The organism is Brevundimonas sp. (assembly GCF_035935935.1).
Lineage (GTDB): Bacteria > Pseudomonadota > Alphaproteobacteria > Caulobacterales > Caulobacteraceae > Brevundimonas.
Genome location: NZ_DASYWO010000009.1, coordinates 246881 through 263039, shown reverse-complemented (window position 1 = coordinate 263039; position 16159 = coordinate 246881). Strand labels below are relative to the sequence as shown.

The 16159-nt window shown below is 69.9% G+C and carries 16 protein-coding genes and 3 tRNA genes; 14 read left to right on the top strand and 5 right to left on the bottom strand.

All coding sequences use genetic code 11. From position 1 onward, the window contains the following. The first annotated feature begins 20 nt into the window (after positions 1-20). The 11 genes from VGR32_RS10565 to VGR32_RS10515 all read left to right on the top strand — a co-directional run bounded on the left by VGR32_RS10565 (position 21) and on the right by VGR32_RS10515 (position 7786). A complete protein-coding gene (locus tag VGR32_RS10565) occupies positions 21-473 on the top strand; it encodes a hypothetical protein (protein WP_327450405.1) in 453 nt (150 codons plus the stop codon). A gap of 52 nt (positions 474-525) precedes the next feature. Then, the gene (glpX, locus tag VGR32_RS10560) at positions 526-1479 is read left to right on the top strand and encodes a class II fructose-bisphosphatase (protein WP_327450403.1); all 954 of its coding nucleotides are present in this window, start codon (positions 526-528) and stop codon (positions 1477-1479) included. Beyond that, positions 1479-3287 (top strand): single-stranded-DNA-specific exonuclease RecJ, encoded by a 1809-nt coding sequence (recJ, locus tag VGR32_RS10555; RefSeq protein ID WP_327450401.1) that lies wholly within the window; start codon positions 1479-1481, stop codon positions 3285-3287. The genes glpX and recJ overlap by 1 nt, the downstream gene beginning before the upstream one ends. 52 nt (positions 3288-3339) lie before the next feature. Next, positions 3340-3414: transfer RNA gene (locus tag VGR32_RS10550), tRNA-Glu, on the top strand. A gap of 138 nt (positions 3415-3552) precedes the next feature. Continuing rightward, complete coding sequence (locus tag VGR32_RS10545; protein WP_327450399.1) at positions 3553-4137, top strand: cold-shock protein; 585 nt, start codon at positions 3553-3555, stop codon at positions 4135-4137. A 29-nt stretch (positions 4138-4166) separates the two neighbouring features. Continuing rightward, entirely contained in the window at positions 4167-4640 is a 474-nt protein-coding gene (locus tag VGR32_RS10540; RefSeq protein ID WP_327450397.1) for a DUF192 domain-containing protein, read from the top strand. Between the two features lie 98 nt (positions 4641-4738). Continuing rightward, positions 4739-4815: transfer RNA gene (locus tag VGR32_RS10535), tRNA-Pro, on the top strand. A gap of 24 nt (positions 4816-4839) precedes the next feature. Continuing rightward, on the top strand, positions 4840-5145 hold the full coding sequence (locus tag VGR32_RS10530; RefSeq protein WP_327450395.1) for an ETC complex I subunit: 306 nt from the start codon (positions 4840-4842) through the stop codon (positions 5143-5145). Positions 5146-5217: 72 nt separating this feature from the next. Next, positions 5218-5294, top strand: a tRNA-Arg gene (locus VGR32_RS10525). A 53-nt stretch (positions 5295-5347) separates the two neighbouring features. After that, entirely contained in the window at positions 5348-6445 is a 1098-nt protein-coding gene (locus tag VGR32_RS10520; protein ID WP_327450393.1) for an amino acid ABC transporter substrate-binding protein, read from the top strand. Between the two features lie 30 nt (positions 6446-6475). Next, positions 6476-7786 (top strand): dicarboxylate/amino acid:cation symporter, encoded by a 1311-nt coding sequence (locus VGR32_RS10515; RefSeq protein WP_327450391.1) that lies wholly within the window; start codon positions 6476-6478, stop codon positions 7784-7786. Positions 7787-7794: 8 nt separating this feature from the next. On the opposite strand, the gene sseA is transcribed toward VGR32_RS10515, so the two are convergent. From sseA to VGR32_RS10495, 4 genes are read right to left on the bottom strand one after another with little or no spacing between them, the layout of a single operon-like run. After that, positions 7795-8622 (bottom strand): 3-mercaptopyruvate sulfurtransferase, encoded by an 828-nt coding sequence (gene sseA / locus VGR32_RS10510; protein ID WP_327450389.1) that lies wholly within the window; start codon positions 8620-8622, stop codon positions 7795-7797. Positions 8623-8656: 34 nt separating this feature from the next. Further along, complete coding sequence (gene parE / locus VGR32_RS10505) at positions 8657-10708, bottom strand: DNA topoisomerase IV subunit B (protein WP_327450387.1); 2052 nt, start codon at positions 10706-10708, stop codon at positions 8657-8659. Next, positions 10635-12014 carry an O-antigen ligase family protein gene (locus VGR32_RS10500; RefSeq protein ID WP_327450385.1) on the bottom strand — a complete coding sequence of 460 codons (1380 nt, stop codon included), beginning with the start codon at positions 12012-12014 and terminating at the stop codon, positions 10635-10637. The genes parE and VGR32_RS10500 overlap by 74 nt, the downstream gene beginning before the upstream one ends. 42 nt (positions 12015-12056) lie before the next feature. Further along, a complete protein-coding gene (locus VGR32_RS10495; RefSeq protein ID WP_327450382.1) occupies positions 12057-14375 on the bottom strand; it encodes an ATP-dependent helicase in 2319 nt (772 codons plus the stop codon). 124 nt (positions 14376-14499) lie between these two features. On the opposite strand from VGR32_RS10495, the gene VGR32_RS10490 reads away from it, so the two are divergent. Together VGR32_RS10490 and VGR32_RS10485 are read left to right on the top strand one after the other, a co-directional pair. After that, positions 14500-14700 (top strand): hypothetical protein, encoded by a 201-nt coding sequence (locus VGR32_RS10490; protein ID WP_327450380.1) that lies wholly within the window; start codon positions 14500-14502, stop codon positions 14698-14700. 3 nt (positions 14701-14703) lie between these two features. After that, positions 14704-15015 carry a hypothetical protein gene (locus VGR32_RS10485; RefSeq protein WP_327450378.1) on the top strand — a complete coding sequence of 104 codons (312 nt, stop codon included), beginning with the start codon at positions 14704-14706 and terminating at the stop codon, positions 15013-15015. Positions 15016-15093: 78 nt separating this feature from the next. On the opposite strand, the gene VGR32_RS10480 is transcribed toward VGR32_RS10485, so the two are convergent. After that, a complete protein-coding gene (locus VGR32_RS10480; RefSeq protein WP_327450376.1) occupies positions 15094-15336 on the bottom strand; it encodes a ribbon-helix-helix domain-containing protein in 243 nt (80 codons plus the stop codon). Between the two features lie 61 nt (positions 15337-15397). On the opposite strand from VGR32_RS10480, the gene VGR32_RS10475 reads away from it, so the two are divergent. Further along, positions 15398-16147: a Coq4 family protein gene (locus tag VGR32_RS10475; RefSeq protein ID WP_327450374.1), complete on the top strand. Its 750-nt coding sequence runs from the start codon at positions 15398-15400 to the stop codon at positions 16145-16147. Positions 16148-16159 lie beyond the last annotated feature (12 nt).

The window sequence follows — 16159 nt, the reverse complement described above, 5'->3', positions numbered from 1 at the left end:
GCCGGCTCCGATCATGGCATATGACCGGGCCCGAAATGAACGCGTCGGCATTCAAAAAGACGGGCGTGCTGGTCGCCGGGGCTGCGGTCGTCGCGCTGGGCGGCTGCCGGACCGCGCTCGACGCCGCCGAGAGCGCCGACCCGGCCGAGAGCGCCCGCATCGCCGAGATCGTCAACGCCAACCGGACATTTCCGCGCTGGGAGGATTTCCCGAGAGCCGGCACGGACGGGCCGACGATCGATCAGGTCCGCGCCGAGGTCGGGGCCCTGCGCGCGGACGGGGCGGCCCTGCAGGCGCGGATCGCCGCGACGCCGCCCGTCGACGACCCGACGGGCTTCGAGGCGGAGGTCCGCGCCCGGGTGGACGCGGTTCCCATCTCGCCGGACACGCAGCGCACCCGCGAGCAGATCGACGCCTTCGCCCGCGGTCTGCGAGAGCGCGCCCGCGCGCCCGCCCCCATTCCGCGCCGCTGAGTCGCCGCCGTCGTCTGAATCTGAGAGCCTGAGCTCACCTGGAGAATCGCACATGGCCGATGCGGCCCACGCTTCCAACCTCGCCGCCGACGCCGCCCGCGTCACCGAACTGGCGGCCATCGCCTCGTACGGCCAGATCGGCCGCGGCGACGAGAAGCACGCAGACCAGCTGGCCGTCGACGCCATGCGAACGGCCCTGAACACGCTGGACATCGACGGCAAGATCGTGATCGGCGAGGGCGAACGCGACGAGGCGCCGATGCTGTACATCGGCGAGAAGGTCGGCACCGGAAACGGACGCGCGATCGACATCGCGCTGGACCCGCTGGAGGGCACCACGCTGACGGCCAAGGCCATGGCCAATGCCCTGTGCGTTCTGGCCATGTCTCCCGGCGGGGGCATGCTGCACGCCCCCGACACCTACATGGACAAGATCGCGATCGGGCCCGGCTATCCGGCCGGCACGGTCGATCTCGACGTCAGTCCGCAGGACAACGTCAGGGCGCTGGCCCGCGCGAAGGGGGTCGAGCAGGACCAGATCACGGTCTGCGTCATGGATCGCCCGCGCCACGCCGAGCTGATCGCCGCACTGCGCGAGGTGGGCGCCAAGGTCGTGCTCATCACCGACGGCGACGTGGCCGGCGTCATTCACACCACACAGCCGGAAACCGGCATCGACATGTATCTGGGATCGGGCGGCGCCCCGGAGGGCGTTCTGGCGGCCGCGGCCCTGAAATGCGTCGGCGGTCATTTTCAGGGTCGTCTGATCTTCCGCAACGACGAGGAGCGGGCGCGGGCGGCCCGGACCGGAGTGACCGACTTTGACCGCAAGTACGACCTGCACGAGCTGGTCTCGAAGGAGGCGGTCTTCGCCGCCACGGGCGTCACCAAGGGCGCGCTGCTGGACGGCGTGCAGATGGGCAAGGGCTGGGTCTCGACCCACACCCTCGTGATGGATTCGTCGGACGGCACGGTGCGGCGCATCCGCACGATCCGGCGCGTCTGATGGCGGACGGGGCGCCGCAGGCGGCCCTGGGCGCCTTTCTGGGCGTCGAAAGATCGCTGTCCGGACGGACGTGGCGACAGCGCGCGGCGGACGCCGACGTCGTCCGCGGCCTGATGCAGGAGCGCGGCCTGAACGCGGCGCTGGCCGGCGCGCTGGCCGCGCGCGGTCAGGATGCGGCGGGCGTCGCGGATTTCCTGGACCCGACGCTCCGCGCGTGGTTCCCGGATCCGTCCTGCTTTCTCGACATGGACGTGGCGGCGGAGGCGATCGTGGATGCGGTCGCAAGCGGCGCCTCCGTGCACGTCTTCGCCGACTACGACGTGGACGGGGCGTCGAGCGCCGCCCTGCTGGTGCGCTGGTTCCGGGCCATGGGCGCGGAGCTGCCGATCTACGTGCCGGACAGGCTGACCGAGGGCTACGGCCCGAGCGCGCGGGCGTTCGACGCCCTGAAGGCCACGGGCGCGGACCTCGTCGTCACCGTCGACTGCGGCGCGGCGGCGGTCGCGGCGCTGGAGCACGCCGCGGCGATAGGGCTGAGGGTCGTGGTGGTCGACCACCACCTGATGCGCGACACGCCGCCGGCCGTGGCCGTGGTGAATCCCAACCGGCCCGGCTGCGGGTCGGGGCAGGGCAATCTGGCGGCCGCCGGCGTCGTCTTCGTGCTGCTGGCGGCCCTCAACCGCGAGGCCCGCCGTCGCGGCATGTTCGCCAACCGGCCGGAGCCGGATCTGCGCCAGTGGCTCGATCTGGCGGCACTGGGCGCGATCTGCGACGTCACCAGCCTGACGGGCTTCAATCGCGCGCTCGCCGCCCTCGGCCTGCGGGTGATGTCCGGATGGGGCAATCCCGGCCTGAGAGCGCTGCTGGCGGCCGCCGGTTCCGAGCCTGGCCCGGCCGGGTCGAACCACGCCGGCTTCATTCTGGGGCCGCGCATCAATGCGGGCGGACGCATTGGACGCGCCGATCTGGGGGCGCGGCTGTTGTCGACCGATGATCCCGTTGAGGCGCAGGATCTCGCGGCACAGCTGCACGCGCTGAACCTCGAACGGCGGGAAGTGGAGAGGCAGGTCACCGAGGCCGCCATACGTCGCGTCGAGGCGACGGGCGCGCATGCCGACGACAGCGCCGTCGTCGTGGTGGCCGAAGACGACTGGCATCCGGGCGTCATCGGAATCGTCGCCGGCAGGCTGCGTGAACGGTGGCGCAAGCCGGTGATCGTCATCGGCGTCGATGCGGTGAACGGCGTCGGCAAGGGCTCGGGCCGCTCCCAGCCCGGCATGGATCTGGGCCGGGCCGTCCAGGCGGCATGGGACGCCGGCATCCTGCTGGCGGGCGGCGGCCACCCGATGGCGGCAGGCCTGACCGTCGCGGTGGATCGCGTGAACGATCTGTCGGCCTTCCTGAACGAACGGCTCAGGGGCGATCGCATCCAGGCGGCGGAGCTCGACGCGCTGGAGATCGACGCCCTGATCGAGCCCCGGTCGGCGGACCGCGCCCTGTTCGACGCATTCCAGCAGATGACGCCCCACGGCCCCGGCAATCCCGAGCCCGTCTTTGCGCTTGAAGGCGTCGCGGCGCGCGATGCCGCTCCGATGGGACAGGGGCATGTGCGGTGCCGTCTGGTGGGGCCGGACGGGGCCTCGGTCAGGGCCGTCGCCTGGCGCTGCGCCGACCTGCCTCACGGCAGGGCTCTGCTGGCCGGGCAGGGCGGCCTGACGGTGGCCGGGCGTCTCAAGGCGGACGACTGGAACGGCCGGCGCGGCGTCCAATTCGAGATCGAGGACGTCGCCGATCTGAGAGCCGTGTGAAGGGCTTGCACCCTCGGGAATCGGCGGCTATATCGCCGGCTCCCCGCGCAGCGGTCCCTTCGTCTATCGGTTAGGACGTCAGGTTTTCAACCTGAAAAGAGGGGTTCGATTCCCCTAGGGACTGCCACGCGGGGCCTCTCCTCCACATCCTCGTGCCGCCCTCGCAGGCCGCTTGCTTCGGCGCGCAGATTGACGCTGCGTCACCCGAGGTCATGTCGGAAAGCGGCGTTTTTGCCCTTCCCAGCTATTCACGGAACGGTGATAAATGAGCCGCCCCGCGTGTTTCGCGGAGGGGGGGCTTACGGCTGTGTCGGATTTGGAGGAAGCGGGCGCGTCCGCCACGGTGCGCATCGCGGGCAAGATCAAGTGGTTCGATCCCGGCAAGGGATATGGATTCATCGTTCCTGACGACCCGTCGCAGACCGAGCTCCGCGACGTGCTGCTGCACGTGTCGAGCCTGAGACAGAGGGGGATCGAAGAGGCGGCCGAGGGCGCGGCCATCAGCTGCGACTGCGTGCGCCGCCCCAAGGGCTGGCAGGTCGTGGAAGTGCTGAGCCTCGACGCGCCGGCCCACGAGACGCCGCGCCGCGGCTACGACGCCCTGCGTCATGCCGTCGACGGCGACCTCGACGTCGAAGGCCCGATGGAGCGCGCGGTCGTCAAATGGTTCAATCGCACCAAGGGGTATGGCTTCGTCGTCAGGGACGGCGCCGCGGGGGACATCTTCGTCCACGTCGAAACCTTGCGTCGATGCGGGCTTGACGACCTCGTGCCGGGTGAGGCGGTATCCGTGCGGTTCGCCGAAGGTCCGAAGGGGCTTGTGGTGGCGGAGATCAAGCCGGGCGGCTGAAACGTCGCCCCGCACAGTGCGAGGCGAGCATGTTCGATCGACGACTGGTCCTGACGGCGGCGCTGGTGACGGCGCTGGGCGCCTGCGCGGGCGACGCGGCGGGACCGAAGGACCAGGACGGAAATCCGCTAGAGAAGCTGACCGTGGTGACGACGTCCGGCGAGCACCAGTTCTGGGTCGAAATCGCCGACGACGAGGCGGAGCGTCAGCGCGGCCTGATGTTCCGCCAGCCCCTGGCCGACGACCGCGGCATGCTTTTCGAGTTTCCCGAGGCCGCCGAGCGCGGGTTCTGGATGAGCAACACGCCCAGTTCGCTGGACATCGTCTACATCGGCGCCGACGGCCGCATCGTCTCGATCGCGAAGCACACCACGCCCTATTCCGAGAGCACCTATCCGTCTAACGGCCCTGCGAAGGGCGTTCTGGAAACGCGCGCCGGCCGTATGGACGAAATCGGCGCCAAGCCCGGCGACCGGGTCGTGCACCCCTTCTTCGGAGGCTGAGCCGCCCCGCCGTTTCGTCGGCGGCCGCCCGGCATCCAATGTGCGACGCGGCGCGTTGCCCGATTCCGTGCGGCGTGGCAGAAGGCCGTCCCTTCCGTCGGGGTGTGGCGCAGCCTGGTAGCGCATCTGGTTTGGGACCAGAGGGTCGGAGGTTCGAATCCTCTCGCCCCGACCAAGGGACAAGTGATCGGAGACCGTCATGTTCGCGCGCATCTATCGTCCCGCCCGCACCGCCATGCAGTCCGGCAAGGCGAAGACGCGCGAGTGGCGGCTGGAATTCGAGCCGGCGACGGCGCGGTTTCAGGATCCGCTGATGGGCTGGACCGGCTCGACGGACATGAACGGGCAGGTCCGGCTGACCTTCGACACCCAGGAAGAGGCCGTCGACTACGCCCGCCGCCACGGCATCGCCTTCCGCGTGCAGGAGCCCAACGAGCCGGCGCCGATCCTCAAAGCCTACGCCGACAATTTCGCCACTGGCCGCAAACAGCCCTGGACGCACTGATCCTGGATCGGCGGCCCGAGCCGGCGGCTCGCGGCTTGAGCCGGGCGACCGGCGCGCGTATCGCCGGGCCAGGCGCCCGTAGCTCAACCGGATAGAGCATCCGCCTTCTAAGCGGACGGTTGCAGGTTCGAGTCCTGCCGGGCGCGCCACCGCCTCGACGCGCGGCTTGCGGCGATGGCGCGGGGGGCTATGGTCCGGGCGAATGTCCGGCCGTCTCCTTTTCCTTCTGTTGCCCTTCGTGCTGCTCGCGTCGGCCTGCGGCGACCGGGACCGCGAGGCGGAGGACACGCGCGGGGACCGGGCGGCGCCGACGGCCGCCGGGGACGACGTCTCGGCGCCGGCCAGTCCGACGCTGCAGGCGATCAAGCGCCGGGGGCGGCTGAACTGCGGCGTGCACGAAGGCCTGGTCGGCTTCGCCTTCACCGACAATCGCGGCCAGTGGCGGGGCTTCGACGTCGACTTCTGCCGCGCCCTGGCGGCGGCGGTGCTGGGCGACGCCGACGCCGTCCGCTTCGTGCCGCTGAGCAATCGCGATCGGCTGGCCGCCGTGCGCGACGGGCGCGTCGACGTCCTGTGGCGCAACACCAGCTGGACGATGACGCGTGACGTGAGCGAGGGCGTCGCCTTCGGAGGCGTCAACTACTACGACGGTCAGGGCTTCATGGTGCGACGCGCCCTGAACCTGACCAGCGCGACCGAGCTGAACGGCGCAAGGATCTGCGTGCAGGGATCGTCCACGTCGCAGCTCAATCTGGCCGACTGGTTTCGCGTGCGGGGGCTGGACTACGAGCCGGTGGTGCTGCCGGGCGAGGAGGAGGCGCGACAGGCCTATGCGCGCGAGGACTGCGACGCCGTCACGGCCGACGTGTCGGCGCTGGCAGCGGCGCGGACCACCCTGCCCAATCCGGAGCAGCACGCCATCCTGCCTGACGTGATCTCCAAGGAGCCGCTGGGGCCGATCACCCGACAGGGCGACGAGACGTGGACCGCCGTCGTCCGGTGGACCCTGAATGGCCTGATCCTCGCCGAGGAGCTCGGCGTGACCCAGGCCGTGGCCCGGAGCGACGATGAGTCCCGCGATCCGCGGGCGCGGCGCCTGCTGGGTCTGGACGGCGAGTTCGGAGCGATGCTGGGCCTCGACCGCGACTGGGCGCGCGCCGCCGTGGCCGCGGGCGGGCACTACGGCGAAATCTTCGAGCGCAACGTCGGGGCGGATTCGCCTCTCGACCTCGCGCGGGGTCTCAACGCACAATGGAACGCTGAGCCGGGCGGGCTGATGTACGCCCTGCCGATTCGATAGGCCCGGCACAGAAGGCCGACAGGGGGACGCATGGACACGGTGAAGCGCGGCGGAATTCCGCTCTACGTCTGGATGCTGCTGGGCTTCACGCTCGGCCTGGCGGGCGGGCTGTACGTCAACCAGAACGATCTGGTCGTCCTGCCGTGGGTCATGGAGATCGTCCAGGCGGTGGGTCAGATCTTCCTGCGCCTGCTGTTCATGCTGGTTCTGCCCCTGCTGTTCGCCGCGCTGGCGGTCGGGGTGGCCGAGATGGGCGACCTGAAGTCGCTCGGCCGCGTGGGCTTCAAGACGCTGATCTTCTCGATTCTGGTCTCCGCCATCGCGGTGGCCATCGGCCTGGGCATGGTCAACTGGTTCCGGCCGGGCGACGGCGTCGATCCGGTGCTCGCGCAGCAACTGCTGGCCGAGGGCGCCGAGGGCGCCGCGGGCATCGTCGGCAACGCGCCCACCAGCATCGAGGCGGGCAAGTTCTTCCTCGACATGATCCCGTCCAACGTCGTCACCGCCGCGGCGGAGAACCAGATCCTGCCGGTCATGGTGTTCGCCCTGATCTTCGGCATCGGCATGGTGATGGCGAAGTCGCCGGCGACGGATCGGCTGCAGGAGACGCTGCAGGGCCTGTTCGAGGTGATGATGAAGCTCATCAACCTCGTCATCAGGCTGGCGCCGATCGCCATCGCCGCGCTGATGTTCAATCTGGCGGCGTTGTTCGGCTGGGACCTGCTGATCCGTCTGGGCGCCTATGCGGGCGTCGCCATCGGCGCGATGGCGCTCCACATGTTCGTGGTCTACCCGCTGCTGGTCCTGATCTTTGGCGGGATGAACCCGCTGCGGTTCGCCAACGGCGTCAAGGAGCCGTTCGTGGTCGCCTTCTCGACCGCGTCGTCGAACGCCACCCTGCCGATCGCGCTGAAGGCGGCGGAGGAGAAGCTGAAGCTGCCGCGTCGCATTTCACGCTTCGTCCTGACCGTCGGCGCGACGGCGAACCAGAACGGCACCGCCCTGTTCGAGGGCGTGACGGTCCTGTTCCTCGCGCAGTTCTTCAACATCGACCTGAGCCTTCACCAGCAGCTGGTGGTGATGCTGGTCTGCATCCTGGGCGGCATCGGCACCGCGGGCGTCCCGGCCGGGTCGCTGCCCGTGATCGCGCTGATCCTGGTGATGGTCGGCGTGCCCGCCGAAGGCATCGGCCTGATCCTCGGCGTCGACCGCTTCCTCGACATGTGCCGCACGACCCTGAACGTGACGGGCGATCTGGTCGCCGCGACCGTCGTGTCGCGCGGCGAGTCCGACGCGATCGTGCCGGCCGACGAGCCGGAGCCGGTCGCGCCGCCGGCCTGACCACGACCTCAGCCCGTCTCGACCGGCAGGTCGGGGCGGGCGCCCCACTCGGACCAGCTGCCGTCGTAGAGCCGCGACGGCCGACCGAGCCGCTCCAAAGCGAGCGACAGGATGGCGGCCGTGACGCCGGATCCGCAGGTCGTGATGATCGGCCGATCCAGATCCACGCCCGCTTCACGGAAGGCAGCCCCGAGCGCGTCGCCGGTCTTCATGGCGCCGTCGTCGCGCAAGAGGTCGGAATAGGGGAGGTTCCGCGCCCCCGGCATGTGCCCCTTGCGCACGCCCGGCCGCTCCCCGGCCCGACCGGCGAAGCGCGCGGCGCCCCGGGCGTCCAGCACCTGCGCCGCTCCAGCCAGCGCCGCCCTGACCTGACCCACGTCGACGACGGCCGTCGCGTCGAGTTCAGGCGTGAACACCGCAGGCCGTGCAGGCGCGACCGGGCCGGTCGCCAGCGGGCGGCCCTCGGCGTGCCACTTGGGCAGGCCTCCGTCCAGAACCCTGACGTCCCGCGCACCCATGGTCCGCAGCATCCAGCGGACGCGGGCGGCGGAAAACAGGCCGGCCCGGTCGTAGACGACGACCGGCGAGTCGACCGTCAGACCCAACGAGCCCGCGTAGGCGGCGAAATGCTGAGGAGAGGGCAGCATGTGCGGCAGGCCTGCGTCGGGCGCGGAGGCCGCCTCCAGATCGAAGAAACGGGCGCCCGGGATGTGAATGCGGTCGAACTCGTCCCGACCGTCGCGGTCTGCAAGGTGCCAGCTGGCGTCGAGCAGGCGCAGGTCCTCCTCACCCAGCCGGGCGGCGAGCGCGCTTGTGGAGATCAGCGGGTCGATCATGCGGCGAGCCTAGCACGCCGCCGCATAGCGCCGCTCAGACGTCCAGCTCTTCCTTCACGAACCGGGCGTTGTCCTGGATGAAGCGGAAGCGGGCTTCGGCCTTCTTGCCCATCAGGCGTTCGACCAGATCTTCCACGTCCTCGCCGTCCTCGGGAATGGTGACCCGCGCCAGAGTGCGGGTCTTCGGGTTCATGGTGGTGTCCTTGAGCTGGGACGCCATCATTTCGCCGAGGCCCTTGAAGCGTCCGATCTCGACCTTCTTGCCCTTGAACGGGCCGGCCAGCAGCTCGTCGCGATGGGCGTCGTCGCGGGCGTATTCCGAAAGGGCGCCGGCCTGGATGCGGTAGAGCGGCGGCAGGGCCATGAACAGGCGGCCCTGACGGATCACGTCGGGCATCACGCGGTGGAAATAGGTGATCAGCAGCGCCGCGATGTGGGCGCCGTCCACATCGGCGTCCGTCATGATGACCACCCGCTCGTAGCGCAGGTCGTCGATGCTGAAGCGGGCGCCGGGATGCACGCCGAGCGCCAGGGTCAGGTCCGACAGCTCGACGTTGGCGCGCAGCTTGTCCGCCGTGGCCGAGGCGACGTTCAGGATCTTGCCGCGCAGGGGCAGGATGGCCTGGGTGGCGCGGTCGCGGGCCTGTTTGGCCGAGCCGCCGGCCGAGTCGCCCTCGACGATGAACAGTTCGGTGCCGTTGGCGCCCTGGCGCGTGCAGTCCGCCAGCTTGCCCGGCAGGCGCAGCTTGCGGGTGGCCGACGCGCGCTGGACCTCCTTGTCCTTGCGCCGGCGCAACCGGTCCTCGGCGCGCTCGATGACGAAGCCCAGCAGGGCATTGGCCTGTTTGGGGCTCTCGGTCAGCCAGTGGTCCAGCGGGTCGCGGATCAGCTGCTCGACCAGACGCGCGCCCTCCGGCGAGGACAGGCGGTCCTTGGTCTGGCCCTGGAATTCCGGATTGCGGATGAAGACGCTGATCAGGGCGCCGGCGTTGGCGATGACGTCCTCCGCCGTGATCTGGCCGGCGCGCTTCTCGTTGATCAGCTCGCCATAGGCCTTGAGTCCCTTCACCAGGGCGGCGCGGAATCCCGCTTCGTGGGTGCCTCCGTCGGGCGTCGACACCGTGTTGCAGTAGGACGAGACGAAGCCGTCGGCGTCACCGAAGCCCGCAGGCGTCCACGTGACCGCCCATTCCACGGCGCCCGCTTCGCCCTTCCGCTCGACGCGGCCGGCGAAGGCCGGCGTCACGGTCTCGACGTCGCCGATGCGGTCGGCCAGGGCGTCGGCGAGACCCCCCGGGAAGTGCAGCACCGCCTCGGTGGGGGTGGCGTCGGTGATCCGCTCCGGCGCGCAAGTCCAGCGGATCTCGACGCCGCGGAACAAATAGGCCTTGGACCGCGTCATGCGGAACAGGCGGGCCGGCTTGAAGGCCGCGCCATGGCCGAAGATCTCCTCGTCCGGGCGGAAGCGGATGCGGGTGCCCCGCTTCTTCGACGGGCCGACCTGCTGGATCGGGGCGATGACGTGGCCGCGGCTGAACGACTGTTTCCACTCGAAGCCGTCGCGCCAGACGGTCACGTCCAGAACGTCGGACAGGGCGTTGACGACGGACACGCCCACGCCGTGCAGACCGCCTGAAGTTTCATAGGCCTTGCCGGAAAACTTGCCGCCGGAGTGGAGCACGGTCATGACCACCTCCAGCGCCGATTTGCCGGGGTGTTTCGGGTGCGGATCGACCGGGATGCCGCGGCCGTCGTCGCGGACGGTCAGAAAGCCGTCGGCGTCGAGATCGACGGTGATCAGCTTCGCATGGCGAGCCACGGCCTCGTCCATCGCGTTGTCCAGCACCTCGGCGAAGAGATGATGCAAGGCGCGTTCGTCGGTGCCGCCGATGTACATGCCGGGGCGTTTGCGGACGGGCTCCAGCCCCTCCAGCACCTCGATGGAGCTGGCGGAATAGCCGGCGTCGACGGTGGACGGCTGGGCCGGCGCGGGCGCGGCCTGGGGCGCGGGCTCAGCCGCGCGCGGGGTTTCCGGCCGCGGTTCGGGCTCGGGCAGATCGAACAGGGACGGGGCGGCGGACGACATGGGCCGATGATGCGACGATTCGGGGAGGGCTCCGGTAGACCCGGAGTGGGTCCCGGGCAAGCGGAACGGGGATGGAATCGGGCAGGATCGCGCGCGTCACGACGGCGAGGAACAGCACCCACGGCAGGCCCTGGTGCGCCAGAAGGATGCTCTCCGAGAAGCTGAGCGTCAGGAAGGCGGCGAGGAAGCCCAGCGCCCACCAGCCTTCCTGCACGCCCGCGCGGCCGGATCGCAGGAGGGTCGCCGCGATGGCGAAGGCGGTCAAAAGGCCGACCAGGATCGCGCCGGGCCAGCCCAGCTGGACCAGCACGTCGAACCAGCCGTGGTGGGCGTTGGGCACCAGCCAGCCCGTCTCGACGCGGATCCAGTCCGCGGGGACGCTGTCCCGCTCCCAGAAGGCGCCGTAGCCCCAGCCGGTCCACGGCCGCTCCGCCACGCGGGTCATGATCGCGTCCCAGATTTCGGTGCGTCCGGTCAGCGACGGGTCCTTGCCCAGAATCTCCAGAATTTCGACGGAGTGGCTGTTCCAGATGAGGAAAGCCGCGCCCGCGGCGGCGACCGCGGCCCAGACGGCGAAGACGGCGAACGCGGCGCCGCCCTGACGTATGGTCCAGAACCCCGCGACCACGCCCACGCCGAGCATCAGGCAGAGCAGCGAGGTCTTGGACTGGGTGGCCAGCACCAGAGCCGACGCCAGGACGAGGACCAGCGCGGGGACCAGCCGGCGCCGGTCAGGCGACGCGAGGCAGGCGGCGGCCGCGGTGGCGACGATCACCATCACCGCGCCCATCTGGTTCTTCTCGTACCAGAGGCCCCGCCACAGGCCGGCGTTGTCCTGCTGGTGGACGCCGATGGCGGGGAAGGCGAAGACCATGACCAGGCTGCCGACGGCCATGATCAGACCTGTGCGCATCAGCAGGCGGGGCAGATGCGGCCCGCGGAAGGCCGCGCCGAGATAGAGGGCGAAGCCGCAGGAAATGGCGAGAGCGATGGCCCGCCGCGACGTGACCTCCGGAAACAGCGACCACCATTTTGAGGCGTAGGCCCACACGACCAGCAGGCCGATGGCGACGATCGCGGGCCACGCCCGCCACAGACGGTCGATCCTGTAGATGAGCAGTCCTGCGGTCATGGCGTAGACCGGCAGCCAGGCCAGCCGCAGGATCGGCGTCTCCTCCTGCGTCGGCGCGAAGATCGGGCCCACCAGCGCGCCCGTCAGCATGAACAGGATGAAGACGCACGCCGCCGTCTCCCACCACGTTGGAGTGGGCTCGAGCGGAGCTGCGGTCAGGGCGGAATCGCGCACCGGGGCAGGGTGGCGGGGCGGTGTTAAAGGGGGGTTAGGCGCTCACGCCCGCTCCACGAAGGTGTCGATGACCTTCTTCTCGCCGGCCTTGTCGAAGGCGACCACCAGCTTGTTGCCCTCCACGGCCTTCACCAGGCCGTAGCCGAACTTCTGGTGGAAGACGCGCGTGCCGCGGTTCCAGCCGGAGCTTGCCGACGGGTCGGCCGTGGCGACGAGGCGGCCGTCGCCTTCGATGAGGGCCTGACGGGCCGGGCGGTCGGTGGGCTGGCGGCCGGCGGCGAAGGCTTGGCCGCGCTTCCAGCCGGGAGAGGAATAGCCGCTGCCGAAGGTCGGCATCTCGTCCCAGCGGCTCTTGGCCTCCTTCAGACCGGCGGAGGCGCCGTAGTAGCCGGTCTCGGCCTCGGCCTCGACGTGGTCGATGGGCAGTTCGTCGACGAAGCGGCTGGGCAGCTGGCTGGTCCAGCGGCCGTAGACGAGGCGGTTGGCGGCGAATGAGATGCGGGCGTCGCGTTTGGCGCGGGTGACGCCGACGTAGGCGAGGCGGCGTTCCTCCTCCAGACCCTTCTCGCCCTTCTCGTCGATGCTGCGCTGGCTGGGGAAGACGCCTTCCTCCCATCCCGGCAGGAAGACCAGCGGGAACTCCAGCCCCTTGGCGCCGTGCAGGGTCATGACCTGAACCGCGTCCTCGCCCGCGCCGCGGTCGAGGTCCAGCACCAGGGCGACGTGTTCGAGGTAGGCCAGCAGGCTGTCGAAGCCCTGCATCGACTGCACCAGCTCCTTCAGGTTCTCCAGACGCGTCTGGCCCGAGGCGCGGTCGGCCTTCTGCATCTCGACGTAGCCGCTCTCCTCCAGAATGGTCTCGGTCAGGGTCCAGTGCGGCGTGTCCTGGGCCAAGGCGCGCCAGCGGTCCAGGTCGCGGACGAAACCGCCGAGCGCGGTGCGCGTGCGGGCCTGCAGCTCGTCCGATGTGATCAGCTCCCGCACCGCCGTCATGGCTGACACGCCCGACAGGCGGGCCATGTGCAGGATCTTCTGCACCGAGGTGTCGCCGATGCCGCGCTTGGGCACGTTGACGATGCGCTCGAAGGCCAGATCATCGTCCTCGGACAGGATCAGTCGAAGATAGGCGTGGGCGTCGCGGATCTCGGCGCGCTCGAAGAAACGGGGACCGCCGATGACCTGATACGGGATGGCCAGCATGACGAAGCGTTCTTCGAACGCGCGCATCTGGAACGACGCGCGAACAAGGACCGCCATGTCCTTGTAGTTCATGCCCGTTCGCCGCGCGGTCTCGATCTCGTCGGCGATCAGCCGGGCTTCCGCCTCGCCGTCCCACACGCCCCGCACGCGCACCTTGTCGCCGCTGGAGTCCTCGGTCCACAGAGTCTTGCCCAGGCGGCCCTTGTTGGCGCTGATCAGGCCGGACGCCGCGCCCAGGATGTGGGTGGTCGAGCGATAGTTGCGCTCGAGCCGGATGACCTTCGCGCCCGGGAAGTCGCGCTCGAAGCGCAGGATGTTGTCCACCTCGGCCCCCCGCCAGCCGTAGATCGACTGGTCGTCGTCCCCGACGCAGCAGACGTTGCCGTCCGACGACGTCAGCAGGCGCAGCCACAGATACTGGGCGACGTTTGTGTCCTGGTATTCGTCGACGAGGATGTATCGGAAGTGTCTCCGATATTCTTCTGCGACGTCCGCGTGCTGCGACAGGATCGTCAGGTTGTGCAGCAGCAGATCGCCGAAGTCGCAGGCGTTCAGCGTGCGCAGGCGCGACTGGTACAGGGCGTACAGCTTCTGGCCCTTGCCGGCGGCGAAGTCCTCGCCCGGCGGCAGCTTGTCCGGCGTCCAGCCGCGGTTCTTCCAGCCGTCGATCACGCCGGCGAAGGAGCGGGGCGTCCAGCGCTTCACGTCGACGTTCTCGGCCTCCAGCACCTGTTTCAGCAGGCGCTCCTGATCGTCGGTGTCGAGAATGGTGAAGGTCGACTTCAGCCCGACCAGCTCCGCGTGGCGGCGCAGGATCTGGGCGGCGATGGAGTGAAACGTCCCGAGCCAGCGAAGGCCCTCCGCCGACGGCCCGATCAGGTGGGTGATCCGCTCGCGCATCTCGCGCGCGGCCTTGTTGGTGAAGGTGACGGCAAGCAGCTCCCACGGGCGGGCCCGGCCGGTGGCGAGGATGTGTGCGAGACGGGTCGTCAGCACGCGGGTCTTGCCGGTGCCGGCCCCCGCCAGCACCAGCACGGGGCCTTCGGTCGTTTCAACCGCCTCCCGCTGCTCGGGGTTCAGCCCCTGCAGCCAGTCGGTCGGCGCGCCTTCCGGCGGACGGGCGCGGGCGAGATCGGAGATGCGGGGGGCGGATTCGGTCATGGAGACGCCGGAACATAAGGAGACCGGCGCCTGATGTCAGCCTTGGCCGTGACGCCGCCGGAACCGATACGGCCACGCCTCCGTTTTCCCCGCCGGACAGGGACCATCCTGAGGAGGACTACGAATGGCCGACAACATCAACAACAACACCGGCGGCGGCAATGCGGGCATGGCCTTCATCGTCGGCGCGATCGTCGTGGTGCTGGCCATCGTGGCCTACTTCGTGTTCGCCCGTGGCGGCCTGGGCGGGGCCGAGACCAAGGAAGTGAACGTCGACGTCGACCTGCCTTCGGTGTCCGCGCCGGCCGCGCCGGGCGGGAACTGATCGATGACCGATCCGAACCTGCCGCCCCGCGACGACCGGCCGGAAGTGGTGCATCAGACCACCATCAACAATCCGCCGCCGTCCGGCGGGGGAGGCGGCGGCTGGCTGGCCTTCCTCATCGGCGGCATCGTGATCGTGCTTATCATCGTGGCCGTCGTGCTGCTCAACGGCGGCGGCATGAGGTCGGTCGATGAGACGAAGGTCGATCTGGACGTCGACGTGCCCGCGCCGAGCCTGCCCGACCTGCCGGAGCCGAAGCTGCCTGAGACGCCGGATCTCCCGACTGTGGAGCCCCCGACCGCTCCGGAGGGCTGACGGCCCAAGCAAATATGGACGGATCGGCCGGCGTCGCGCCTTCGAACGCGACGCCGGCCGTTCGTTCTGGCGATCGGCTCAGACCGCCGGAGGCGTCAAGTCGGCCGCAAATCCGCGATCTCCGCCGACCCACGCCAGAGCGAGCAGGCGACAGGCGGAGGCCAGGGGCGTTCTGCCGCGACGTTCGTCGAGACGTTTCATGAGGCCGGACAGAGGCAGGGAAAGCTCCGCCGCGATGCCGTCCAGCACCGCCCAGAACTCGGGCTCCAGCGCGACCGACGTGGCGTGGCCAGAGAGCAGGATGGAGCGTTTGCGCAACATGCCTGCAGCCTAGCAGAGGTGATCGCTGTTCACCCGCTCCGCGTCGGCCTAGATTGCCGGGATGAACGCGTCCGCAGAGGTTCGTGACTTTCGAATGCCGCCCCTGCGGCCGCTGACGGCGCTGCGTGCCTTCGGCCGGCTGGTGCGCGACAAGGAAGATACGGCGCAGGTCTTCGAGATCATGCGGGCCTTGTCGGGAGGGTCCCTGAAGCGGGGATATGATCGCATGCTGCGCTCGGTCGAGGGCGGGCGACAGGCGTATCTGCGCGCCGAGCTGGCGCGGAATCTGGATGACGCGGTCTGGTTGGCCGGGTTCGGTCCCGGGACCGTCGGCGCCGCCTACCGCGCGTTCCGGGAGGCGCGCGGGTTCACGGCCGAGGGTCTGGCGGACGAGGCGCGCAAGGTGGCCCCGGACGCCGTCGACGCGGCGCATCCCGTCGTCTGGTACTCCCGGCGCATCCGCGACGTGCACGACGTCTGGCACGTGCTGACCGGCTACGGCACCGACGCGCTGGGCGAGGCCTGCGTGGTCAGCTTCTCGCACGCCCAGACGGGAAACCTCGGCTTCGCCTTCATCGGCTGGGGAGCCGCCGCCGAAATCCGACGCGAGGCGCCGGGCGTGCCGGCCCTGCGCGCGGTGGCCCAGGCCTGGCGGCTGGGTCGGCGCGCCCGCTGGCTTCCGGCACTGGATTATGAGGCCCTGTTCAGGGAGCCGCTGGACGCGGCCCGCGCCCGGCTGGGCCTGACGCCGCCGACGATTTATGACGCCGTCCCCGAAACGACCCGGGCCGCGCTGAAGCTGCGGGCCTGACACAAGGTGGAC